This is a genomic window from Hydrogenophaga sp. FG152 (assembly GCF_057809615.1).
Genome location: NZ_JBMDKH010000001.1, coordinates 248,592 through 264,363, shown reverse-complemented (window position 1 = coordinate 264,363; position 15,772 = coordinate 248,592). Strand labels below are relative to the sequence as shown.

General features: G+C 68.6%; 16 protein-coding genes and 1 pseudogene. 11 read left to right on the top strand and 6 right to left on the bottom strand.

The window, feature by feature from the left end:
• Window positions 1–43: 43 nt before the first annotated feature.
• The 8 genes and pseudogenes from ACODTB_RS01325 (at window position 44) to dnaJ (ending at window position 9,208) form a co-directional block, all read left to right on the top strand.
• Window positions 44–1,813 (top strand): branched-chain amino acid ABC transporter ATP-binding protein/permease, encoded by a 1,770-nt coding sequence (locus ACODTB_RS01325; RefSeq protein WP_291116933.1) that lies wholly within the window; start codon window positions 44–46, stop codon window positions 1,811–1,813.
• A gap of 1 nt (window position 1,814) precedes the next feature.
• Complete coding sequence (locus ACODTB_RS01320) at window positions 1,815–2,558, top strand: ABC transporter ATP-binding protein (RefSeq protein ID WP_291116930.1); 744 nt, start codon at window positions 1,815–1,817, stop codon at window positions 2,556–2,558.
• Window positions 2,555–4,246, top strand: coding sequence for an acyl-CoA dehydrogenase family protein (locus tag ACODTB_RS01315; RefSeq protein WP_291116928.1), 1,692 nt, complete (start codon window positions 2,555–2,557; stop codon window positions 4,244–4,246). Before ACODTB_RS01320 ends, ACODTB_RS01315 begins: the two co-directional genes overlap by 4 nt.
• Before the next feature lie 3 nt (window positions 4,247–4,249).
• Window positions 4,250–4,810 (top strand): MarR family winged helix-turn-helix transcriptional regulator, encoded by a 561-nt coding sequence (locus ACODTB_RS01310; protein ID WP_291116925.1) that lies wholly within the window; start codon window positions 4,250–4,252, stop codon window positions 4,808–4,810.
• A gap of 111 nt (window positions 4,811–4,921) precedes the next feature.
• Entirely contained in the window at window positions 4,922–5,251 is a 330-nt protein-coding gene (locus ACODTB_RS01305; protein ID WP_291116922.1) for a winged helix-turn-helix transcriptional regulator, read from the top strand.
• A gap of 146 nt (window positions 5,252–5,397) precedes the next feature.
• A complete protein-coding gene (grpE, locus tag ACODTB_RS01300) occupies window positions 5,398–5,958 on the top strand; it encodes a nucleotide exchange factor GrpE (protein ID WP_291116919.1) in 561 nt (186 codons plus the stop codon).
• 86 nt (window positions 5,959–6,044) lie between these two features.
• Window positions 6,045–7,988: pseudogene (gene dnaK, locus ACODTB_RS01295) on the top strand (molecular chaperone DnaK); the annotation flags it as partial.
• A gap of 83 nt (window positions 7,989–8,071) precedes the next feature.
• The gene (gene dnaJ / locus ACODTB_RS01290; protein WP_291116915.1) at window positions 8,072–9,208 is read left to right on the top strand and encodes a molecular chaperone DnaJ; all 1,137 of its coding nucleotides are present in this window, start codon (window positions 8,072–8,074) and stop codon (window positions 9,206–9,208) included.
• 59 nt (window positions 9,209–9,267) lie between these two features.
• Here dnaJ and ACODTB_RS01285 read toward each other — a convergent pair whose 3' ends face one another.
• Together ACODTB_RS01285 and ACODTB_RS01280 are read right to left on the bottom strand one after the other, a co-directional pair.
• The gene (locus ACODTB_RS01285) at window positions 9,268–9,744 is read right to left on the bottom strand and encodes an ASCH domain-containing protein (protein ID WP_291116913.1); all 477 of its coding nucleotides are present in this window, start codon (window positions 9,742–9,744) and stop codon (window positions 9,268–9,270) included.
• Window positions 9,745–9,901: 157 nt separating this feature from the next.
• Window positions 9,902–10,402, bottom strand: coding sequence for a GNAT family N-acetyltransferase (locus ACODTB_RS01280; protein WP_291116909.1), 501 nt, complete (start codon window positions 10,400–10,402; stop codon window positions 9,902–9,904).
• A 112-nt stretch (window positions 10,403–10,514) separates the two neighbouring features.
• Between ACODTB_RS01280 and ACODTB_RS01275 the strand changes: the two genes are divergently transcribed.
• Window positions 10,515–11,501, top strand: a complete 987-nt coding sequence (locus ACODTB_RS01275; RefSeq protein ID WP_291116906.1) for a ZIP family metal transporter — start codon at window positions 10,515–10,517, stop codon at window positions 11,499–11,501.
• A 35-nt stretch (window positions 11,502–11,536) separates the two neighbouring features.
• A complete protein-coding gene (locus tag ACODTB_RS01270) occupies window positions 11,537–12,763 on the top strand; it encodes a lytic murein transglycosylase (protein WP_291116903.1) in 1,227 nt (408 codons plus the stop codon).
• Between the two features lie 2 nt (window positions 12,764–12,765).
• Here the strand turns inward: ACODTB_RS01270 and ACODTB_RS01265 are convergent, their stop codons facing one another.
• Window positions 12,766–13,740, bottom strand: coding sequence for a helix-turn-helix transcriptional regulator (locus tag ACODTB_RS01265; protein ID WP_291116900.1), 975 nt, complete (start codon window positions 13,738–13,740; stop codon window positions 12,766–12,768).
• 113 nt (window positions 13,741–13,853) lie between these two features.
• On the opposite strand from ACODTB_RS01265, the gene ACODTB_RS01260 reads away from it, so the two are divergent.
• Window positions 13,854–14,459, top strand: coding sequence for a glutathione S-transferase family protein (locus ACODTB_RS01260; protein WP_291116898.1), 606 nt, complete (start codon window positions 13,854–13,856; stop codon window positions 14,457–14,459).
• A gap of 9 nt (window positions 14,460–14,468) precedes the next feature.
• Here the strand turns inward: ACODTB_RS01260 and ACODTB_RS01255 are convergent, their stop codons facing one another.
• From ACODTB_RS01255 to ACODTB_RS01245, 3 genes are read right to left on the bottom strand one after another with little or no spacing between them, the layout of a single operon-like run.
• Window positions 14,469–14,795, bottom strand: a complete 327-nt coding sequence (locus tag ACODTB_RS01255; RefSeq protein WP_291116895.1) for a hypothetical protein — start codon at window positions 14,793–14,795, stop codon at window positions 14,469–14,471.
• Window positions 14,796–14,797: 2 nt separating this feature from the next.
• Window positions 14,798–15,316, bottom strand: a complete 519-nt coding sequence (locus tag ACODTB_RS01250) for a helix-turn-helix domain-containing protein (protein WP_291116892.1) — start codon at window positions 15,314–15,316, stop codon at window positions 14,798–14,800.
• 50 nt (window positions 15,317–15,366) lie between these two features.
• Window positions 15,367–15,711: a heavy metal-binding domain-containing protein gene (locus ACODTB_RS01245; RefSeq protein ID WP_488929052.1), complete on the bottom strand. Its 345-nt coding sequence runs from the start codon at window positions 15,709–15,711 to the stop codon at window positions 15,367–15,369.
• Window positions 15,712–15,772: the final 61 nt, after the last annotated feature.

The window sequence follows — 15,772 nt, the reverse complement described above, 5'->3', positions numbered from 1 at the left end:
GGTGTTCTGGAACGGCGTTGTTTCAAACGGGTAGATAACCGATATGCCAAAAACTCAAAACCTGGGCCTGCTGATCCTGGCCATCGCGATCCCGTTGCTGGCGCTCGCGCCCCTGCCCGATTTCTGGGTCACACAGCTCAACTACATCGGCATCTACAGCATGACGGTGCTGGGCCTGATCCTGCTCACGGGCGTGGGCGGCCTCACCTCGTTCGGTCAGGCGGCCTTCGTCGGCATCGGTGCCTACACCACCGCCTGGCTCACGCTCAACCTGGGCGTGTCGCCCTGGATCACGCTGTTCATCGGCATGGCCTTGACCGCCGGCAGCGCGCTGCTCGTGGGCCTGATCACGCTGCGCATGTCGGGCCACTACCTGCCGCTGGCCACCATCGCCTGGGGCCTGTCGCTGTACTACCTCATGGGCAACCTGGACGCGCTGGGCAAGTACGACGGCCTGCTGGGCATCAAGAGCCTGTCCATCGGCGGCTTCGACATCGGCCAGGGCCGCGCCTTCTTCGTGCTGACCTGGTTCATCCTGCTGGCCTTCGTGGCCGCGCTGATGTTCCTGCTGGACTCGCGCGCGGGCCGCGCCATGCGCTCGCTCAAGAGCGGCTCGCAGATGGCCGAGGCCATGGGCATCAACACCTTCCGCTACAAGGTCACCATGTTCGTGCTGGCCGCGCTGTTCGCCTCGGTGGCGGGCTGGCTGCTGGCGCACTTCCAGCGCACGGTGAACCCCTCGGCCTTCGGCCTGAAGATGGGCATCGAGTACCTGTTCATGGCCGTCATCGGTGGCGTGGGCCACGTGTGGGGCGCCATCGTCGGCGCCGGCCTGATCCGCGTGCTCGAAGACCAGCTGCAGGTGCTGCTGCCCCGCCTCATCGGCACCAGCGGCAGCTACGAGGTGATCGTCTTCGGCATCGCGCTCGTCGTGGTGCTCAAGTACCTGCCCGACGGCCTGTGGTCCATCGTCGGCAGAAACAGGAAACCCAAGCCGCGCACGGTGGACTGGCAGAACGCCGCCGCCCTGCCCGAGCGCGCCAAGCCCGCCGCGGGCGAGCTGGTGCTCGACGTGCAGAAGGCGCGCATGCAGTTCGGCGGCCTGGTGGCGGTGAACGACATCAGCTTCCAGATCCACGCCGGCCAGATCGTCGGCCTGATCGGCCCCAACGGCGCCGGCAAGTCCACCACCTTCAACCTGATCACCGGCGTGCTGCCTGCCACCAGCGGCGAAGTGCGCTTCCAGGGTGGCAACGTGATCGGCAAGCCCTCGCGCGCCATCGCGCAGCTGGGCATGGCGCGCACCTTCCAGCACGTGAAGATGATCCCGGACATGACCGTGCTGGAGAACGTGGCCCTGGGCGCGCACACGCGCGGCCGCAAGGGCGTGCTGCCCGCCATGCTGCGCGCCAACCGCGCCGAGGAACGCCAGCTGTTCCGCGAGGCGCAGCGCCAGCTCGAACGCATCGGCATGGGCGAGTACCTGCACGAACAGGCCGGCAACCTGGCCATGGGCCCGCAGCGCCTCATGGAAATCGCGCGCGCCCTGTGCGCCGACCCGACCCTGCTGCTGCTCGACGAACCCGCCGCCGGCCTGCGCCACAAGGAAAAGCAGGCCCTGGCCGGCGTGCTGCGCCAGCTCAAGGCCGAGGGCATGAGCATCCTGCTGGTGGAGCACGACATGGACCTGGTGATGCAGATCTGCGACCACCTGGTGGTGATGGAATTCGGCACCCTGCTCACGCAGGGCGACCCGGAACACGTACAGCAGGACCCCAAGGTGCGCGCCGCCTACCTCGGCACGGAGCATTGACATGAGCACACCCCCCATTCTTCAAGTCAAGGGCCTGCGCGCCGGCTATGGCCGCGCCGAGGTGCTGCACGGCATCGACCTGCAGGCCCAGCCCGGTGGCGTGATCACCGTCATCGGCCCCAACGGCGCGGGCAAGTCCACCCTGCTCAACACCCTCATGGGCATCCTGCCCGGCCAGGGCGCGATCGAGTTCCGCGGGCAGGACATCAGCACCCTCACGCTCGAAGAGCGCGTGATGAACGGCATGGCCCTGGTGCCCGAGAAGCGCGAGCTGTTCGGCACCATGCCCGTCGAAGACAACCTGCTGCTCGGCGGCTTCCGCCAGATGCGGCTGGGCAATGCGAAGTGGCGCAGCCGCCTGGACGACGTCTACAGCATCTTCCCGCGCCTGCAGGAACGCCGCGTGCAGCTCGCCGGCACGCTCTCGGGCGGCGAGCGCCAGATGCTGGCCGTGGGCCGAGCCCTCATGTCCGCGCCCGACCTGCTGATGCTCGACGAGCCCAGCCTGGGCCTGGCGCCGCTGATCGTGAAAGAGATCTTCGCCATCATCGACCGCCTGCGCCAGACCGGCGTGACCATCGTGCTGGTGGAGCAGAACGCGCGCGCCGCGCTGCAGGTGGCCGACCATGGTTACGTGCTCGAAATGGGCGAACTCAGTGCCCAGGGCCCGGCCAGCGAACTCGCCAGCGACCCACGCGTGATCGAGACCTACCTCGGCACCGCGCGCAAAACCACCACCGCATGAACGCCTACCAGCCCCGCGCCGCCGAACACGCCTTCGTGCTGTTCGACGTGCTGCGCGCGCACGAACGCATCGCCGAGCTGCCCGCGCTGGCCGAACACGCCGACACCGGCCTGCTCACGCAGGTGATCGAGGAAGCGGGCAAGTTCGTCGGCGAGGTGATCGCCCCGCTCAACCGCGAAGGCGACGAGGTGGGTGCGCAATGGAACGCCGGCGCGGTCACCATGCCGCCCGGCTTCCGCGACGCCTACCAGGCCTTCTGGCAGGCCGGCTGGCCCTCGCTGGCCAGCGCCACCGAAGACGGCGGCCAGGGCCTGCCCACCGTGGTGGAAGCGGTGCTGCACGAGATGCTCAACGCCGCCAACCACGGCTGGACCATGGCGCCCGGCCTGCTGCACGGCGCCTACGAATGCCTGCGCCACCACGGCAGCGACGAGCTCAAGGCCCGCTACCTGGAGAAGCTGGCCTCGGGCGAATGGCTCGCCACCATGTGCCTGACTGAGCCCCACGCCGGCAGCGACCTGGGCCTGGTGCGCACCAAGGCCGTGCCGCTGGCCGACGGGCGCTGCGCCCTCAGCGGCACCAAGATCTTCATCTCCGGCGGCGAACACGACCTGGCGGACAACATCGTGCACCTGGTGCTCGCGCGCCTGCCCGACGCCCCGCCCGGCCCCAAGGGCCTCTCGCTCTTCCTCGTGCCCAAGTTCCACGAAGACGGCAGCCGCAGCGCCGTGCACTGCGAGCGCATCGAGGAAAAAATGGGCCTGCACAGCAGCCCCACCTGCGTGATGCGCTTCGACGAAGCCACCGCGTCCCTGGTGGGCGAGCCCGGCAAGGGCCTCAACGCCATGTTCGTCATGATGAACGCCGCGCGCCTGCTGGTGGGCCTGCAGGGCGTGGGCCTGCTCGACGCGGCCTGGCAGAAAGCCCATGCCTACGCGCGGGAGCGCCGCCAGATGCGCGCGCCCGGCACCGCGAGCAAAGCGGGTGAGGCCGACCTGATCGCGCTGCACCCGGCGATGCAGCGCATCCTGAACACTCAGCGCGCCTGGATCGACGCCGGGCGCGTGATCGCCTACCGCACCGCGCTCGAACTCGACATCCAGAAGCACCACCCCGACGCCGCCCGGCGCGAGGCCGCCGCGCGCTGGTGCAGCCTGGTCACGCCGGTGCTCAAGTCCGCCTGGACCGAGCAGGCCTTCAGCGGCGCCAGCGCCTGCCTGCAGGTGTTCGGCGGGCACGGCTACGTGCGCGAATGGGGCATCGAACAGCACGTGCGCGACGCGCGCGTGGCCATGATCTACGAGGGCACGAACGAGATCCAGGCCATCGACCTGCTGGTGCGCAAGACCCTGCCCGATGGCGCGGCCGCGCTGCAGGCCCTGCTGGCCGACCTCACCAGCGACCTGGCCGCCCTGCCCGAGGCGGCGGCCACCCGCGAGGCCCTGGCGCGTTTCGACGACTTCGTTCGCGAGCGGATCGTGCCCCTGGCCGGCGCCTCCGCCGAGCGCCCGTTCTGGCTGGCCGACGACTTCCTGCGCGCCACCGCCCTGCTGCTCATGGCCTGGGCCTGGGAGCGCCTGGCCGCCACCGCCGGCCACGGCGCCGAGGCCCGCGCCGCCTTCTGGCGCTGGGTCTGGCCCGAGTTTCAGATGCGCCTGGCCATGATGGACGCCACCCTGGTCAGCTAAACCATGTCCGAAACCGCCCCCTCCACCGCCAACGCCCTGCGGCGCCCGCGCGGCCCGCGCAAGCCCACGGCGGCCGAGCTGACGCCGGAGAGCGCCCTGGACAGCACGGGGCCCGAGATCGACACCAGCTACCTCGAAACCCTGCTGGGTTACAACGCGCGGCGCACCGCGCTGGCCGTGATCACCGTGTTCCTGCGCCGCATGGAGCCCTACGGCATGCGGCCGGTGGACTTCTCCGTGGTCTCGGTGATCGCGCACAACCCGGGCGTGACCTCGCGCCAGATCTGCGCCGCCCTGGACATCCTGCCGCCCAACCTGGTCGGCATGATCAAGAGCCTGCACAAACGCGGCCTGATCCTGCGCAAACCCCACCCCACGGACCGGCGCGCCCAGGGTCTGCACCTGTCCGCCGCCGGCCAGCGCCTGTACCGCGAGGCCCAGGCCACGGCCACCTCGCTGGAGCGCGACGTGGCCGACCGCCTCTCGACCGAGGAACTGCAGACCCTCATCGGCCTGCTGCGCAAGGTCTACCGCCGCCCGGCCACGCCCGCGCAATCCGGGTAAGTCCGTAGCCTTGGCCTTTGCGCCACAGAACGGGGGTTCCCGCAGCTAGCAAACCGGTAGCGCGGGCCGTATATTGCGAGGACCAGACGGGCCCGTCGCAGGAGACCTCGCATGAGTGCCAAGGACAACGCTGCCGTGATGCAACTCTTCGACTTGCTGGAATCGCGCTACGCCCTGCGCGTGATCTGGGCCCTGAGCGACGGCCACCCCCAGACCTTCCGGCTCCTGCAGGACAGCGTCGGCGGCGTCACCCCGAACACGCTCAACACCCGCCTGAAAGAGCTGCGCGCCGCCCGCCTGGTGGACCACAGCGGCCATGGCTACCGGCTCACCACCCAGGGCGCCGATCTGGCGCGCCGCCTGGTGGACGTGCAGCAATTCGCGGGCAAATGGTCACACCAGCAGGCGCGCGCCGCCCATCCCCCGCCCGCCGGGACATAGAATCACGCCCCTGGACAGGCCGCCTTCGCGCCGGCAGCGTCCACCGGTGGCCAAAGTGCCACTTCCCACCCTTGAATCCGGGCCCGTCGGCCCCAATTGCCCTGCATGGCCGTCCTGGCCATTGACTTCACGCACTTCAAAGACCCATGAGCCAGACGACACCCCACACCGACCAGCCCGACCCGAACGCGCCCCTGAGCCCCGAAGAGGCCCTGGCCGCCGAGGCCGCCAACCAGGCCGATGCCGTCGCCGCCCTGACCCAGGATCTCTCCACGCTCAAGGCCCAGAACGCCGACCTGGCCGACCAGTTCCTGCGCGCCAAGGCCGAGGCCGAAAACGCCCGCCGCCGCGCCGAGGAAGAGGTCAGCAAGGCCCGCAAGTTCGCCGTGGAAAGCTTTGCCGAGAGCCTGCTGGCCGTCGCCGACAGCCTCGAAGCCGGCCTGGCCATCCAGGAAGCCACGCGCGAACAGCTGCGCGAAGGCACCGAGGCCACGCTCAAGCAGCTCAAAAGCGCGCTGGAGCGCCACAAGGTCCTGGAAATCAACCCGACCGGGGCCGCGAAGTTCGACCCCCACCAGCACCAGGCCATCAGCGTGGTGCCTGCCGACCAGGAGGCCAACACCGTGGTCAGCGTGCTGCAGAAGGGCTACCTCATTGCCGACCGCGTGCTGCGCCCGGCCCTGGTGACGGTGGCAGCCCCCAAATGATCAACCGGCGGACTTGAAATACCCACCGGTTATCCACACCTTCCCCACATCGTTTTTCACCACATCCTCACTTTTCGCATCGGAGCAACAACATGGGACGAATCATCGGCATTGACCTGGGCACCACCAACTCGTGCGTGTCCATCATGGAAGGCAACAACACCAAGGTGATCGAGAACGCCGAGGGTGCGCGCACCACGCCGTCGATCGTGGCCTACCAGGAAGACGGCGAAGTGCTGGTCGGCGCCTCGGCCAAGCGCCAGGCCGTCACCAACCCGAAGAACACGCTGTACGCGATCAAGCGCCTGATCGGCCGCAAGTTCACCGAGAAGGAAGTCCAGAAGGACATCAACCTCATGCCCTACTCCATCGTGGCCGCCGACAACGGCGACGCCTGGGTGGAAGTGCGCGGCAAGCAGATCTCGGCCCAGCAGGTCAGCGCCGACATCCTGCGCAAGATGAAGAAGACCGCCGAGGACTACCTGGGCGAGCCCGTCACCGAAGCCGTGATCACGGTGCCCGCGTACTTCAACGACGCCCAGCGCCAGGCCACCAAGGACGCTGGCCGCATCGCCGGTCTGGACGTGAAGCGCATCATCAACGAGCCCACTGCCGCCGCCCTGGCCTTCGGCCTGGACAAGCAGGAAAAGGGCGACCGCAAGATCGCCGTGTACGACCTGGGTGGCGGCACGTTCGACGTGTCCATCATCGAGATCGCCGACGTGGACGGCGAGAAGCAGTTCGAGGTGCTCTCCACCAACGGCGACACCTTCCTGGGCGGTGAAGACTTCGACCAGCGCATCATCGACTACATCATCGGCGAGTTCAAAAAGGAACAGGGTGTCGACCTGTCCAAGGACGTGCTCGCCCTGCAGCGCCTGAAGGAAGCCGCCGAGAAGGCCAAGATCGAGCTCTCCAGCTCGGCCGCGACCGACCTGAACCTGCCCTACATCACCGCGGACGCCTCGGGTCCCAAGCACCTGAACATCAAGCTCACGCGCGCCAAGCTCGAAGCGCTGGTGGAGGAGCTGATCGAGCGCACCATCGCGCCCTGCCGCACGGCCATCAAGGACGCCGGCATCAGCGTCTCCGACATCCACGACGTGATCCTGGTCGGCGGCATGACCCGCATGCCCAAGGTGCAGGAGAAGGTGAAGGAGTTCTTCGGCAAGGAGCCGCGCAAGGACGTGAACCCCGACGAAGCCGTGGCCGTGGGGGCCGCCATCCAGGGCCAGGTGCTCTCCGGCGACCGCAAGGACGTGCTGCTGCTCGACGTGACCCCGCTGAGCCTGGGCATCGAGACCATGGGTGGCGTGATGACCAAGATGATCGCCAAGAACACCACGATCCCGACCAAGTTCTCGCAGGTCTTCTCCACCGCCGAGGACAACCAGCCGGCCGTGACCATCAAGGTGTTCCAGGGCGAACGCGAGATCGCCTCGGGCAACAAGCTGCTCGGTGAGTTCAACCTCGAAGGCATCCCCAGCGCACCGCGCGGCATGCCGCAGATCGAGGTGTCGTTCGACATCGACGCCAACGGCATCCTGCACGTGGGCGCCAAGGACAAGGGCACCGGCAAGGAAAACAAGATCACCATCAAGGCGAACTCGGGCCTGTCGGAAGACGAGATCCAGCAGATGGTGAAGGACGCCGAGCTCAACGCCGCCGACGACAAGAAGAAGGTCGAGCTGGTGCAGGCCCGCAACCAGGCCGAAGCCATGGTGCACAGCGTGAAGAAGTCGCTGGGCGAGCACGGCGACAAGCTCGAAGGCGCCGAGAAGGAGGCCATCGAAGCCGCGCTGAAGGACGTGGAAGAAGCCGCCAAGGGCGATGACAAGGAAGCCATCGAGGCCAAGACCGAAGCCCTGATGGCCGCCAGCCAGAAGCTCGGCGAGAAGGTCTACGCCGCCTCACAGGCCGAAGCCGCCGCTGCGGGCGGTGCCGCTGAAGGCGCCGAACCGCAAGGCAGCAGCAAGCCGGCCGACGACGACGTGGTCGACGCCGAAGTCAAGGAAGTCAAGAAGGGCTGATCGGGGGCCCGCTTCCGATCATCACTCGCCGCGTCCGGGCAACCTGACGCGGCGTTTGTGTTCCACCCAAGCAGTTAGAGACCATGGCTAAACGCGATTTTTACGAAGTGCTGGGCGTGCCCAAGAACGCCGGCGACGACGAGATCAAGAAGGCGTATCGCAAGCTGGCGATGAAGCACCACCCCGACCGCAACCAGGGTGATGCGGCCAAGGCGGCCGAAGAGAAGTTCAAGGAGGCCAAGGAGGCCTACGAGATGCTGTCGGACCCGCAGAAGAAGGCGGCCTACGACCAGTACGGCCACGCGGGTGTGGACCCCAACATGCGCGGTGGCCCGGGTGGCGCCGAGGGCTTCGGCGGTTTCGGCGATGCGTTCGGCGACATCTTCGGCGACATCTTCGGTGGTGCGCGCGGCGGTCAGCGCGGCGGGCGCCAGGTGTACCGGGGCGCCGACCTGTCCTACGCGATGGAAATCTCGCTGGAAGAAGCTGCCGCCGGCAAGGAGACGCAGATCCGCATCCCCTCATGGGACAACTGCGAAACCTGCAGTGGCACCGGCGCCAAGCCCGGCACCAGCGTGAAGACCTGCACCACCTGCCACGGCCAGGGTTCGGTGCAGATGCGCCAGGGCTTCTTCAGCGTGCAACAGACCTGCCCGACCTGCCACGGCCAGGGCAAGATCATTCCCGAGCCCTGCACCACCTGCCATGGCCAGGGCAAGATCAAGCGCCAGAAGACGCTGGAGATCAAGATCCCCGCCGGCATCGACGACGGCCAGCGCATCCGCAGCACCGGCAACGGCGAACCGGGCCAGAACGGCGGCCCCTCGGGCGACCTCTACATCGAAGTGCGACTGCGCAAGCACGACATCTTCGAACGCGAGGGCGACGACCTGCATTGCCAGGTGCCGGTGAGCATGACGGTGGCCGCCCTGGGCGGCGAGATCGACGTGCCCACGCTGGCGGGCAAGGCCACCATCGACCTGCCCGAAGGCACGCAGAGCGGCAAGACTTTCCGCCTGCGCGGCAAGGGCGTCAAGGGCGTGCGCAGCAGCTACCCCGGTGACCTGTACTGCCACGTGGCGGTGGAAACGCCGATCAAGCTCACCGAGCACCAGCGCAAGCTGCTCAAGGAGCTGGACGAGTCGTTCAAGAAGGGTGGCCACAAGCACAGCCCGAACGACAAGGGCTGGTTCGAGAAGGCCAAGTCGTTCTTCAGCTGAGGCTTGGAACGCTCAGAAAAAAGCGACGCCTCGGCGTCGCTTTTTTTTCGGGCAGCGCTTCAGGGGCTCGGCCGGTACACCACCTTGAAGCGCTCGCAGGCCAACGGCATGTCTTCGGTGAAGGCGCGCCCATGCAAGGCGCACTCGCGCTGGAAGAACTGCGCATGCGCTTCGCGCCAGTACGTCAGCGAGCCATCCCCCTCGCCCTCCGTGGCCGCGAACTCGGCGCTGACCTGGTGGAAGGGAACCACGTCAACCGCCACGGTTTCGATGACGCATTGCGGCACACCGGCCCAGTTGGTCACGACGCTGAGGTCGCCCGGCTCCGGCGCGTGCCTGCCCTGCGCCTCGAAAGTCCAGACGGCCGAGGCCGTCGCGCGCTTCGTGCCGGACAGCACGAGTTCAGCGAGCGAATCCGCCAGGGCCTCGCTGTCGGCGAAGTAGAACGCTTCGTAGAAACGCGATTCGTCGACGCCGGCGGTCGACGCGACAAAGGCCCGCCAGAACTCGGCGATGGGGGGAGGCATGGGTGACATGGCCGGTATTGTGCGGGAGGCGCTCACCGCCTCAGGGCTTGGCGCCACCCGCAGCCCCGCTATGCGGCCAGCTTGATGAACTGCTCCGCGCTCTGCAACGTGCCCCGCTTCTCGAGGCAGGCGAGCTTGTCCAGCAGGTGCGCCGTGCACAAGCCGGTCAGGCCGCCTGGCGCAGCAAAGCCATGGCATGGCTGTCGATGAATTGGCCGTCCACCCGGAACGCCTGCCGTTGCACGCCTTCGTGCTGAAAGCCCAGGCGCTCGTAGAGCGTGCGCGCGTTGGGGTTGTCCGCGCGCACGGTGAGTTCGATGCGCGTCAGGCCCTGGCGCCACGCCTTGTCGATGGCGGCGGCCATGAGCTGCCTGCCCAGGCCCCGGTGCCTCGCCGAAGGCAACAGGCCAATGCCCAGGACGCCGATGTGCGCCCGCGCCTGACCAAACACCGGCAGCACATCGCACCAGCCAACCACCGCGCCGTCCAGCAGCGCGACGAAATGCGGGCGATCCTGGTCCAGGTTCTGCCGGAAGAAGGCGATGGCCTCGGTCAGGGGCGGTGCCTGCGTCAGCGCGAGAAAGCGCTTTTCGCGCGCCACCGCATCGAGCACCAGGTGAAGCTCGGTGAAATGGGGTTCGGCCAGGGGCGTGATCGACAAGTTCATCCAGCCCGACTGTACCGGCGCTCCCTATCCCCTTCATTGACAACATCGATTGGCCTGCGTTGATAGTTTTTGTCAAACTAAAAGCCACTTTCCATTCGACGCAGGAGCTTCCATGGCTGAACTGATCCGACAAGTCCGACCCGCCTGGGTGCAGCTGCAGCAACTTCCGCTGCCGCCCCACGCCCTGCGCAACGCCCTGCTGGCCCTGGGCACCGGCCTGCTGGTGATGGCGGGCCTGGCCTCGCTCAGCACCTTCTGGGCGCCCACGCGCGCCTGGTGGGACGCAGCCGAACACGGCAGCGCCATGGCGGCCGGCGTGCAGGCCTCGCTGCTGGCCGCGGTGGCCACCGCCGTGGGCGCGCTGCCGGTGTTCCTGGTGCAGCGCGTGAGCAAGCTGCAGGAGGCCGCCCTGCTGTCGTTCTCGGCCGGCGTGATGCTGGCGGCGGCGATCTTCGCGCTCCTGCTGCCCTCGCTCGACGCGGGGCAGGCCCTCTTCGGTGGCCGCGTGAGCGCTGCCGCGCTCAGCGGTGTGGGCCTGGCGCTGGGCATGGGGCTGATGCTCGTGGTGGACCGCTTCACGCCGCACGAACACGCGGTGCTGCCGCCAGCGGCGCAGGGTCACGCGGTTTCTCACACCGCTGGCGCGGTGCAGGGTGCCAAGCTCATGGTGCTGGCCATCCTGATCCACAACGTGCCCGAAGGCCTGGCTGTGGGCGCCGCCTATGCCGGCCCGCAGGACGCGGCGGGCGCGCAGGCCGGCGCCTCGGTGGCCCTGGCCATCGGCCTGCAGAACATGCCCGAGGGCCTGATCGTGGCCATGGCGCTGCGCACGCTGGGCCGCAGCGCGGCGCAGGCCTGGGGCGTGGCCGCGCTCACCGGCCTGGCCGAGCCGCTGGGGGCCATCCTCGGCCTCGCGGTGCTGGGCAGCCTGCCGGCGTTCTACCCGCTGGGACTGGCCCTGGCGGCCGGCGCGATGCTGTTCGTGGTGAGCCACGAGATCATTCCCGAGACGCACCGCAACGGCTTCGAAACCCTGGCCACGGGCACGCTGCTGGCGGGTTTCGTGTTCATGCTGTTACTCGATGCCGCATTGAACTGAAGCCCCTGGCGGGGTGCGTGGCTAAGATCGGGCGCATGAAAGCCCGACGCCCCGCCCCGCACCTGCTCGCCGCCCTCTGCACCGCCCTGTTCGCCACCGCCGGCCAGGCACAGGCCCCCAGCCCCACCCCGGCGCCCGCGCCCCAGGAATTCGAGAACTGCCTGAACACGCTGCGCGCCCCCGCCCGCGCGGTGGGCGTGAGCGAGGCGACCTTCACGCAGCACACGCTGGGCCTGGCGCCCGACATGAGCGTGATCGACAAGCTGAACTTCCAGCCCGAGTTCCGCACCGCGATCTGGGACTACCTCGCCGGCCTGGTGGACGATCAGCGCGTGGCCGAGGGCCAGGCCATGCTGGCGCTGCACGCGGAGACGCTCAGGCGGGTGCAGGAGCGCTTCGGCGTGGACCCCGCCACGGTGGTGGCGGTGTGGGGAGTGGAGAGCAATTTCGGCCAGACCTTCGGCAAGTCGCCGCTGGTGCAGTCGCTGGGCACGCTGTCCTGCTTCGGGCGGCGGCAGGCCTATTTCCGCACCGAGTTCTACGCCACGCTGCGCATCCTGCAGGCCGGGCACATCGCGCCCAACCGGCTGGTGGGTTCGTGGGCCGGCGCGTTCGGCCACACGCAGTTCATGCCCAGCACCTTCGAGCGGCTGGCGGTGGACTTCGATGGCGACGGCCGCGCCGACCTGATGGACAGCACGCCCGACGCCCTGGCCTCGACCGCGAACTTCCTCGCCAAGGCCGGCTGGCAGAGCGGCCAGCCCTGGGGCTTCGAGGTGAAGCTGCCCCCCGGCTTCAACGCCAGCAGCGAAGGCCGCCGCACCAAGCGCACCATGGAAGACTGGGTGGCGCGCGGCGTGAAGCGGGTGGATGGCTCGCCCCTGCCGGCCAGCGGCAGCGCCGGCCTGCTCACCCCCGCCGGCCCGCAAGGCCCGGCCTTCCTGGTGCTGCGCAACTTCGACGCGATCTACAGCTACAACGCGGCCGAGAGCTACGGCCTGGCGATCGCGCACCTGTCGGACCGCCTGCGCGGCGGCGGCCCCTTCGTCACGCCCTGGCCCACCGACGACCCGGGCCTCTCGCGCGCCGAGCGCCGCGAGGTGCAGACGCTGCTGATCGCGCGCGGCCACGACATCGGCGAGGTGGACGGCATGCTCGGCGACAAGAGCCGCGTGGCAATCCGCGCCGAGCAGGCGCGCCTGGGGCAGGAGCCCAGCGGGCGCGCCGGCCAGAAGCTGCTGAAGGCGCTGCGCGGCAGCTGAAATCAGCGGCCCGCGCGGGCCAGGTTGCGCGCCAGGCGCTCGCCGGCCGCGCGCAGGCGCTCGTGCAGCGCGGGCGGCTCCAGCACGTCGAAGTCCACGTCCATCGCCATGAGCCAGTAGGCCAGCGAGTCCAGTGAATCCAGTTGGCCGGCGCCACACCGCATGAGACAGCGCGTGTCGTCGATGGCCTCCAGCGTGGCGGCCGAGGCCGGGATGATGCGCGCCATCGCCTCGCGGGGCCGGTGCAGCACCACGCGCGCCTCGTCGCCGTGCTGCACCCCCGCCAGCGTGCCCGAGACATAGGCGCGCAGGTCGCCCGCCGGCGCGGCCCGTGGCGTGAAGTGCGCGCCGGTGCTTGGCGCGCCTTCCACGCGGTCGATGCGGAAGGTGCGCCAGTCGTCGCGCGCGGGGTCCCAGGCCACCAGGTACCAACGGCTGCCGGTGTGCACCAGGCCTTGCGGCTCCACCGTGCGCACGCTGCTCTGGCCGCGCATGTCGCGGTAGTGGAAGCCCACCTGCAACTGGTCGCGGCAGGCGACGGCCAGCAGGGCCAGCACCCCCGCGTCGATGGTCGGTCCGCCGCGCTGCAAGGGCACGATGGCCGAGCGCAGCGCGCCGGTGCGGCGGCGCAGCCGGGTGGGCATCACCTGCTCCAGCTTCACCAGGGCGCGCAGCGAGCTCTCTTCCACCCCGCTCACGGTACCCGAGGCGGCGACCTGCAGCGCGATGGCCACGGCCAGGGCCTCTTCGTCGTCCAGCAGCAGCGGCGGCAGCGACTGGCCCGCGCGAAACGCATACCCACCCGCCACGCCGCTGCTGGCGTGGATGGGGTAGCCGAGCTGGCGCAGTCGGTCGATGTCACGGCGCAGGGTGCGGGGATGCACCTCCAGCCGCTCGGCCAGCTCAGTACCCGCCCAGTGGCTGCGGGTCTGCAGCAGGGACAACACGCGCAGCAGCCGCGAAGAGGATGAAAGCATGGGCATCACTCTACCTCTGATCGAGGGCCGAATCTGTCCGCAATAGGCGCGACATTGCAGGCACGTGCCGACGCGGTGTCGGCCGATCATTCAAGCCTTTTCAGGAGCCCACCATGTCCCAGATCGTTCTCTACTGGCACCCCATGTCCAGCGCCACCCCGGTCGCCTGCGCCCTCGCGGAACTCGGCGTGAAGCACGACCGCGTGAAGATCGACATCACGAAAGGCGAACAGCGCCGCCCCGACTACCTGGCCCTCAACCCCAACGGCAAGGTGCCCACCATGACGGTGGACGGCGCGCCGATGTTCGAGGCTGTGGCGATCGAGATGTGGCTGGGCGAAACCTATGGCGTGAAGAAGGGCCTGTGGCCGGCCGAAGGCACGCCCGAGCGCCTGCAGGCGATGGCGTGGAGCACCTGGGCGTACGTGACCTACGGCGCGCAGCTGGTGCGCCTGCAGGCCGCGCGCGACCTGGGCACGCCCGACGACGCGCACGGCACCTCGGCGCACCAGGGGCTCGACGACTTGCTCGCGCTGCTCGACGCGCGCCTGGCGGCCCAGCCCTGGATGCTGGGGCAGGCTTACACGCTGGTGGACCTGATCGTGGGCTCGGTGATCGGCTACAGCGCCTACATCGGCGCGCCGGTGGGCTCGCACCCGCACGTGGCGGCCTGGCTGGGCAAGGTGCAGGCCCGGCCGGCGATGCAGATCGACGCCTGAGCGAAAGCCTCAAGCCTCCAGCGACAGGCGCGAGAGGCGTTCTCGCCAATCCGCTTCAGGCGAAGGCATCCGCATGGCCTTCATGCAGCGGGACAAACGGCCGTCCCGCTCCAGCAGAAGCTCCTTGCCCTGCGCGAAGGCCTTGTCGATGCCTTTGCCGTAGGCGCGCCGGGCCTTGGCCGCGCCAGCGGCGTTCAGCACGTGGTCGTGCGCCAGCATCGAGAGGTCGATGAGATCCCGGCTCATCATCGCGTCGTCGGCATACCGGTCCGCGCTTGAGCAGCACCTGAACGTCCAGGCGCTCCAGAATCGCCGCGATGCGCTGGTGGTGCTCACGCTCAAACAAGCAGCACCCCCTTGCCTACCGTGTTCGTCAGCTTCTTGAGCACAGCCGCTTCCTTGCCGACGATCTTCTCGGGCTCGATGTGCCGCCAGTTGCGTTCGTACAGGCCGAACACCTCCTCCGGCGTGAGCTTCGTGTCCTCATCGGGCAGGTGCCATGCCGCCACCGTCCGCAGGTACGGCAGATCCTTCAAGGCGATCAGGCGCGGCAACGGGGGCCGCTTCGGTGCCAACAGGCGGGCATCGCGCAACCCATGCCCCACACGGTCGTCCCGGGCCAGCAAGGTCAGATCGCTCGCCATCCCCAGTGCCCCGAGCACCCGGGTGAGCGTGCCCAGGCTGGCCGCCGCCGGCTCCCCCACCTCCAGCCGATGGAGCGTGACGCGGGTGATGCCCGCGAGTTCGGCGAGCTTCTCGGCACTCATCCCTCGGCGCTTCCTCGCCAGACGCAGTCGCATGCCCAGCTCCGCCAGCAATTGGGCGTCGTCGTCAAGCGGTTGAGCATAGGTCGGCATGAATCGTATTTCATACAAAATACGCCGTTTTGATCAACAAAATATCCAAATTACAGCTTCACCGCCGTGCCGCTCACCGCGACCATCATCATCCCGTTGGTCTCGCCCAGCACCTCGTAATCGAAGTCGATGCCGATCACGCCGGTGGCGCCCATCTCGCGCGCCGATTCCATGAGGTCCTCCATGGCGGCGTCGCGCGCGCCCGAGAGGGCGCGCTCGTAGCCACCGGCGCGCCCACCCACCACGTCGCGCACCGACGAAAACAGGTCGCGAAAGATATTGGCGCCGATGATGGCCTCGCCATGCACGATGCCCAGGTACTGCGACCGCTCGATGCCCTCGGGCAAGGTCGTGCTGAGAAAGAAGCCGTCCTGGCTCTTGGAAAACCAACCCATGTGATCACTCCCGCGAACGCACCACCCGGCGGGTGCATGGGCATGGTAGCGCGGCAACAAA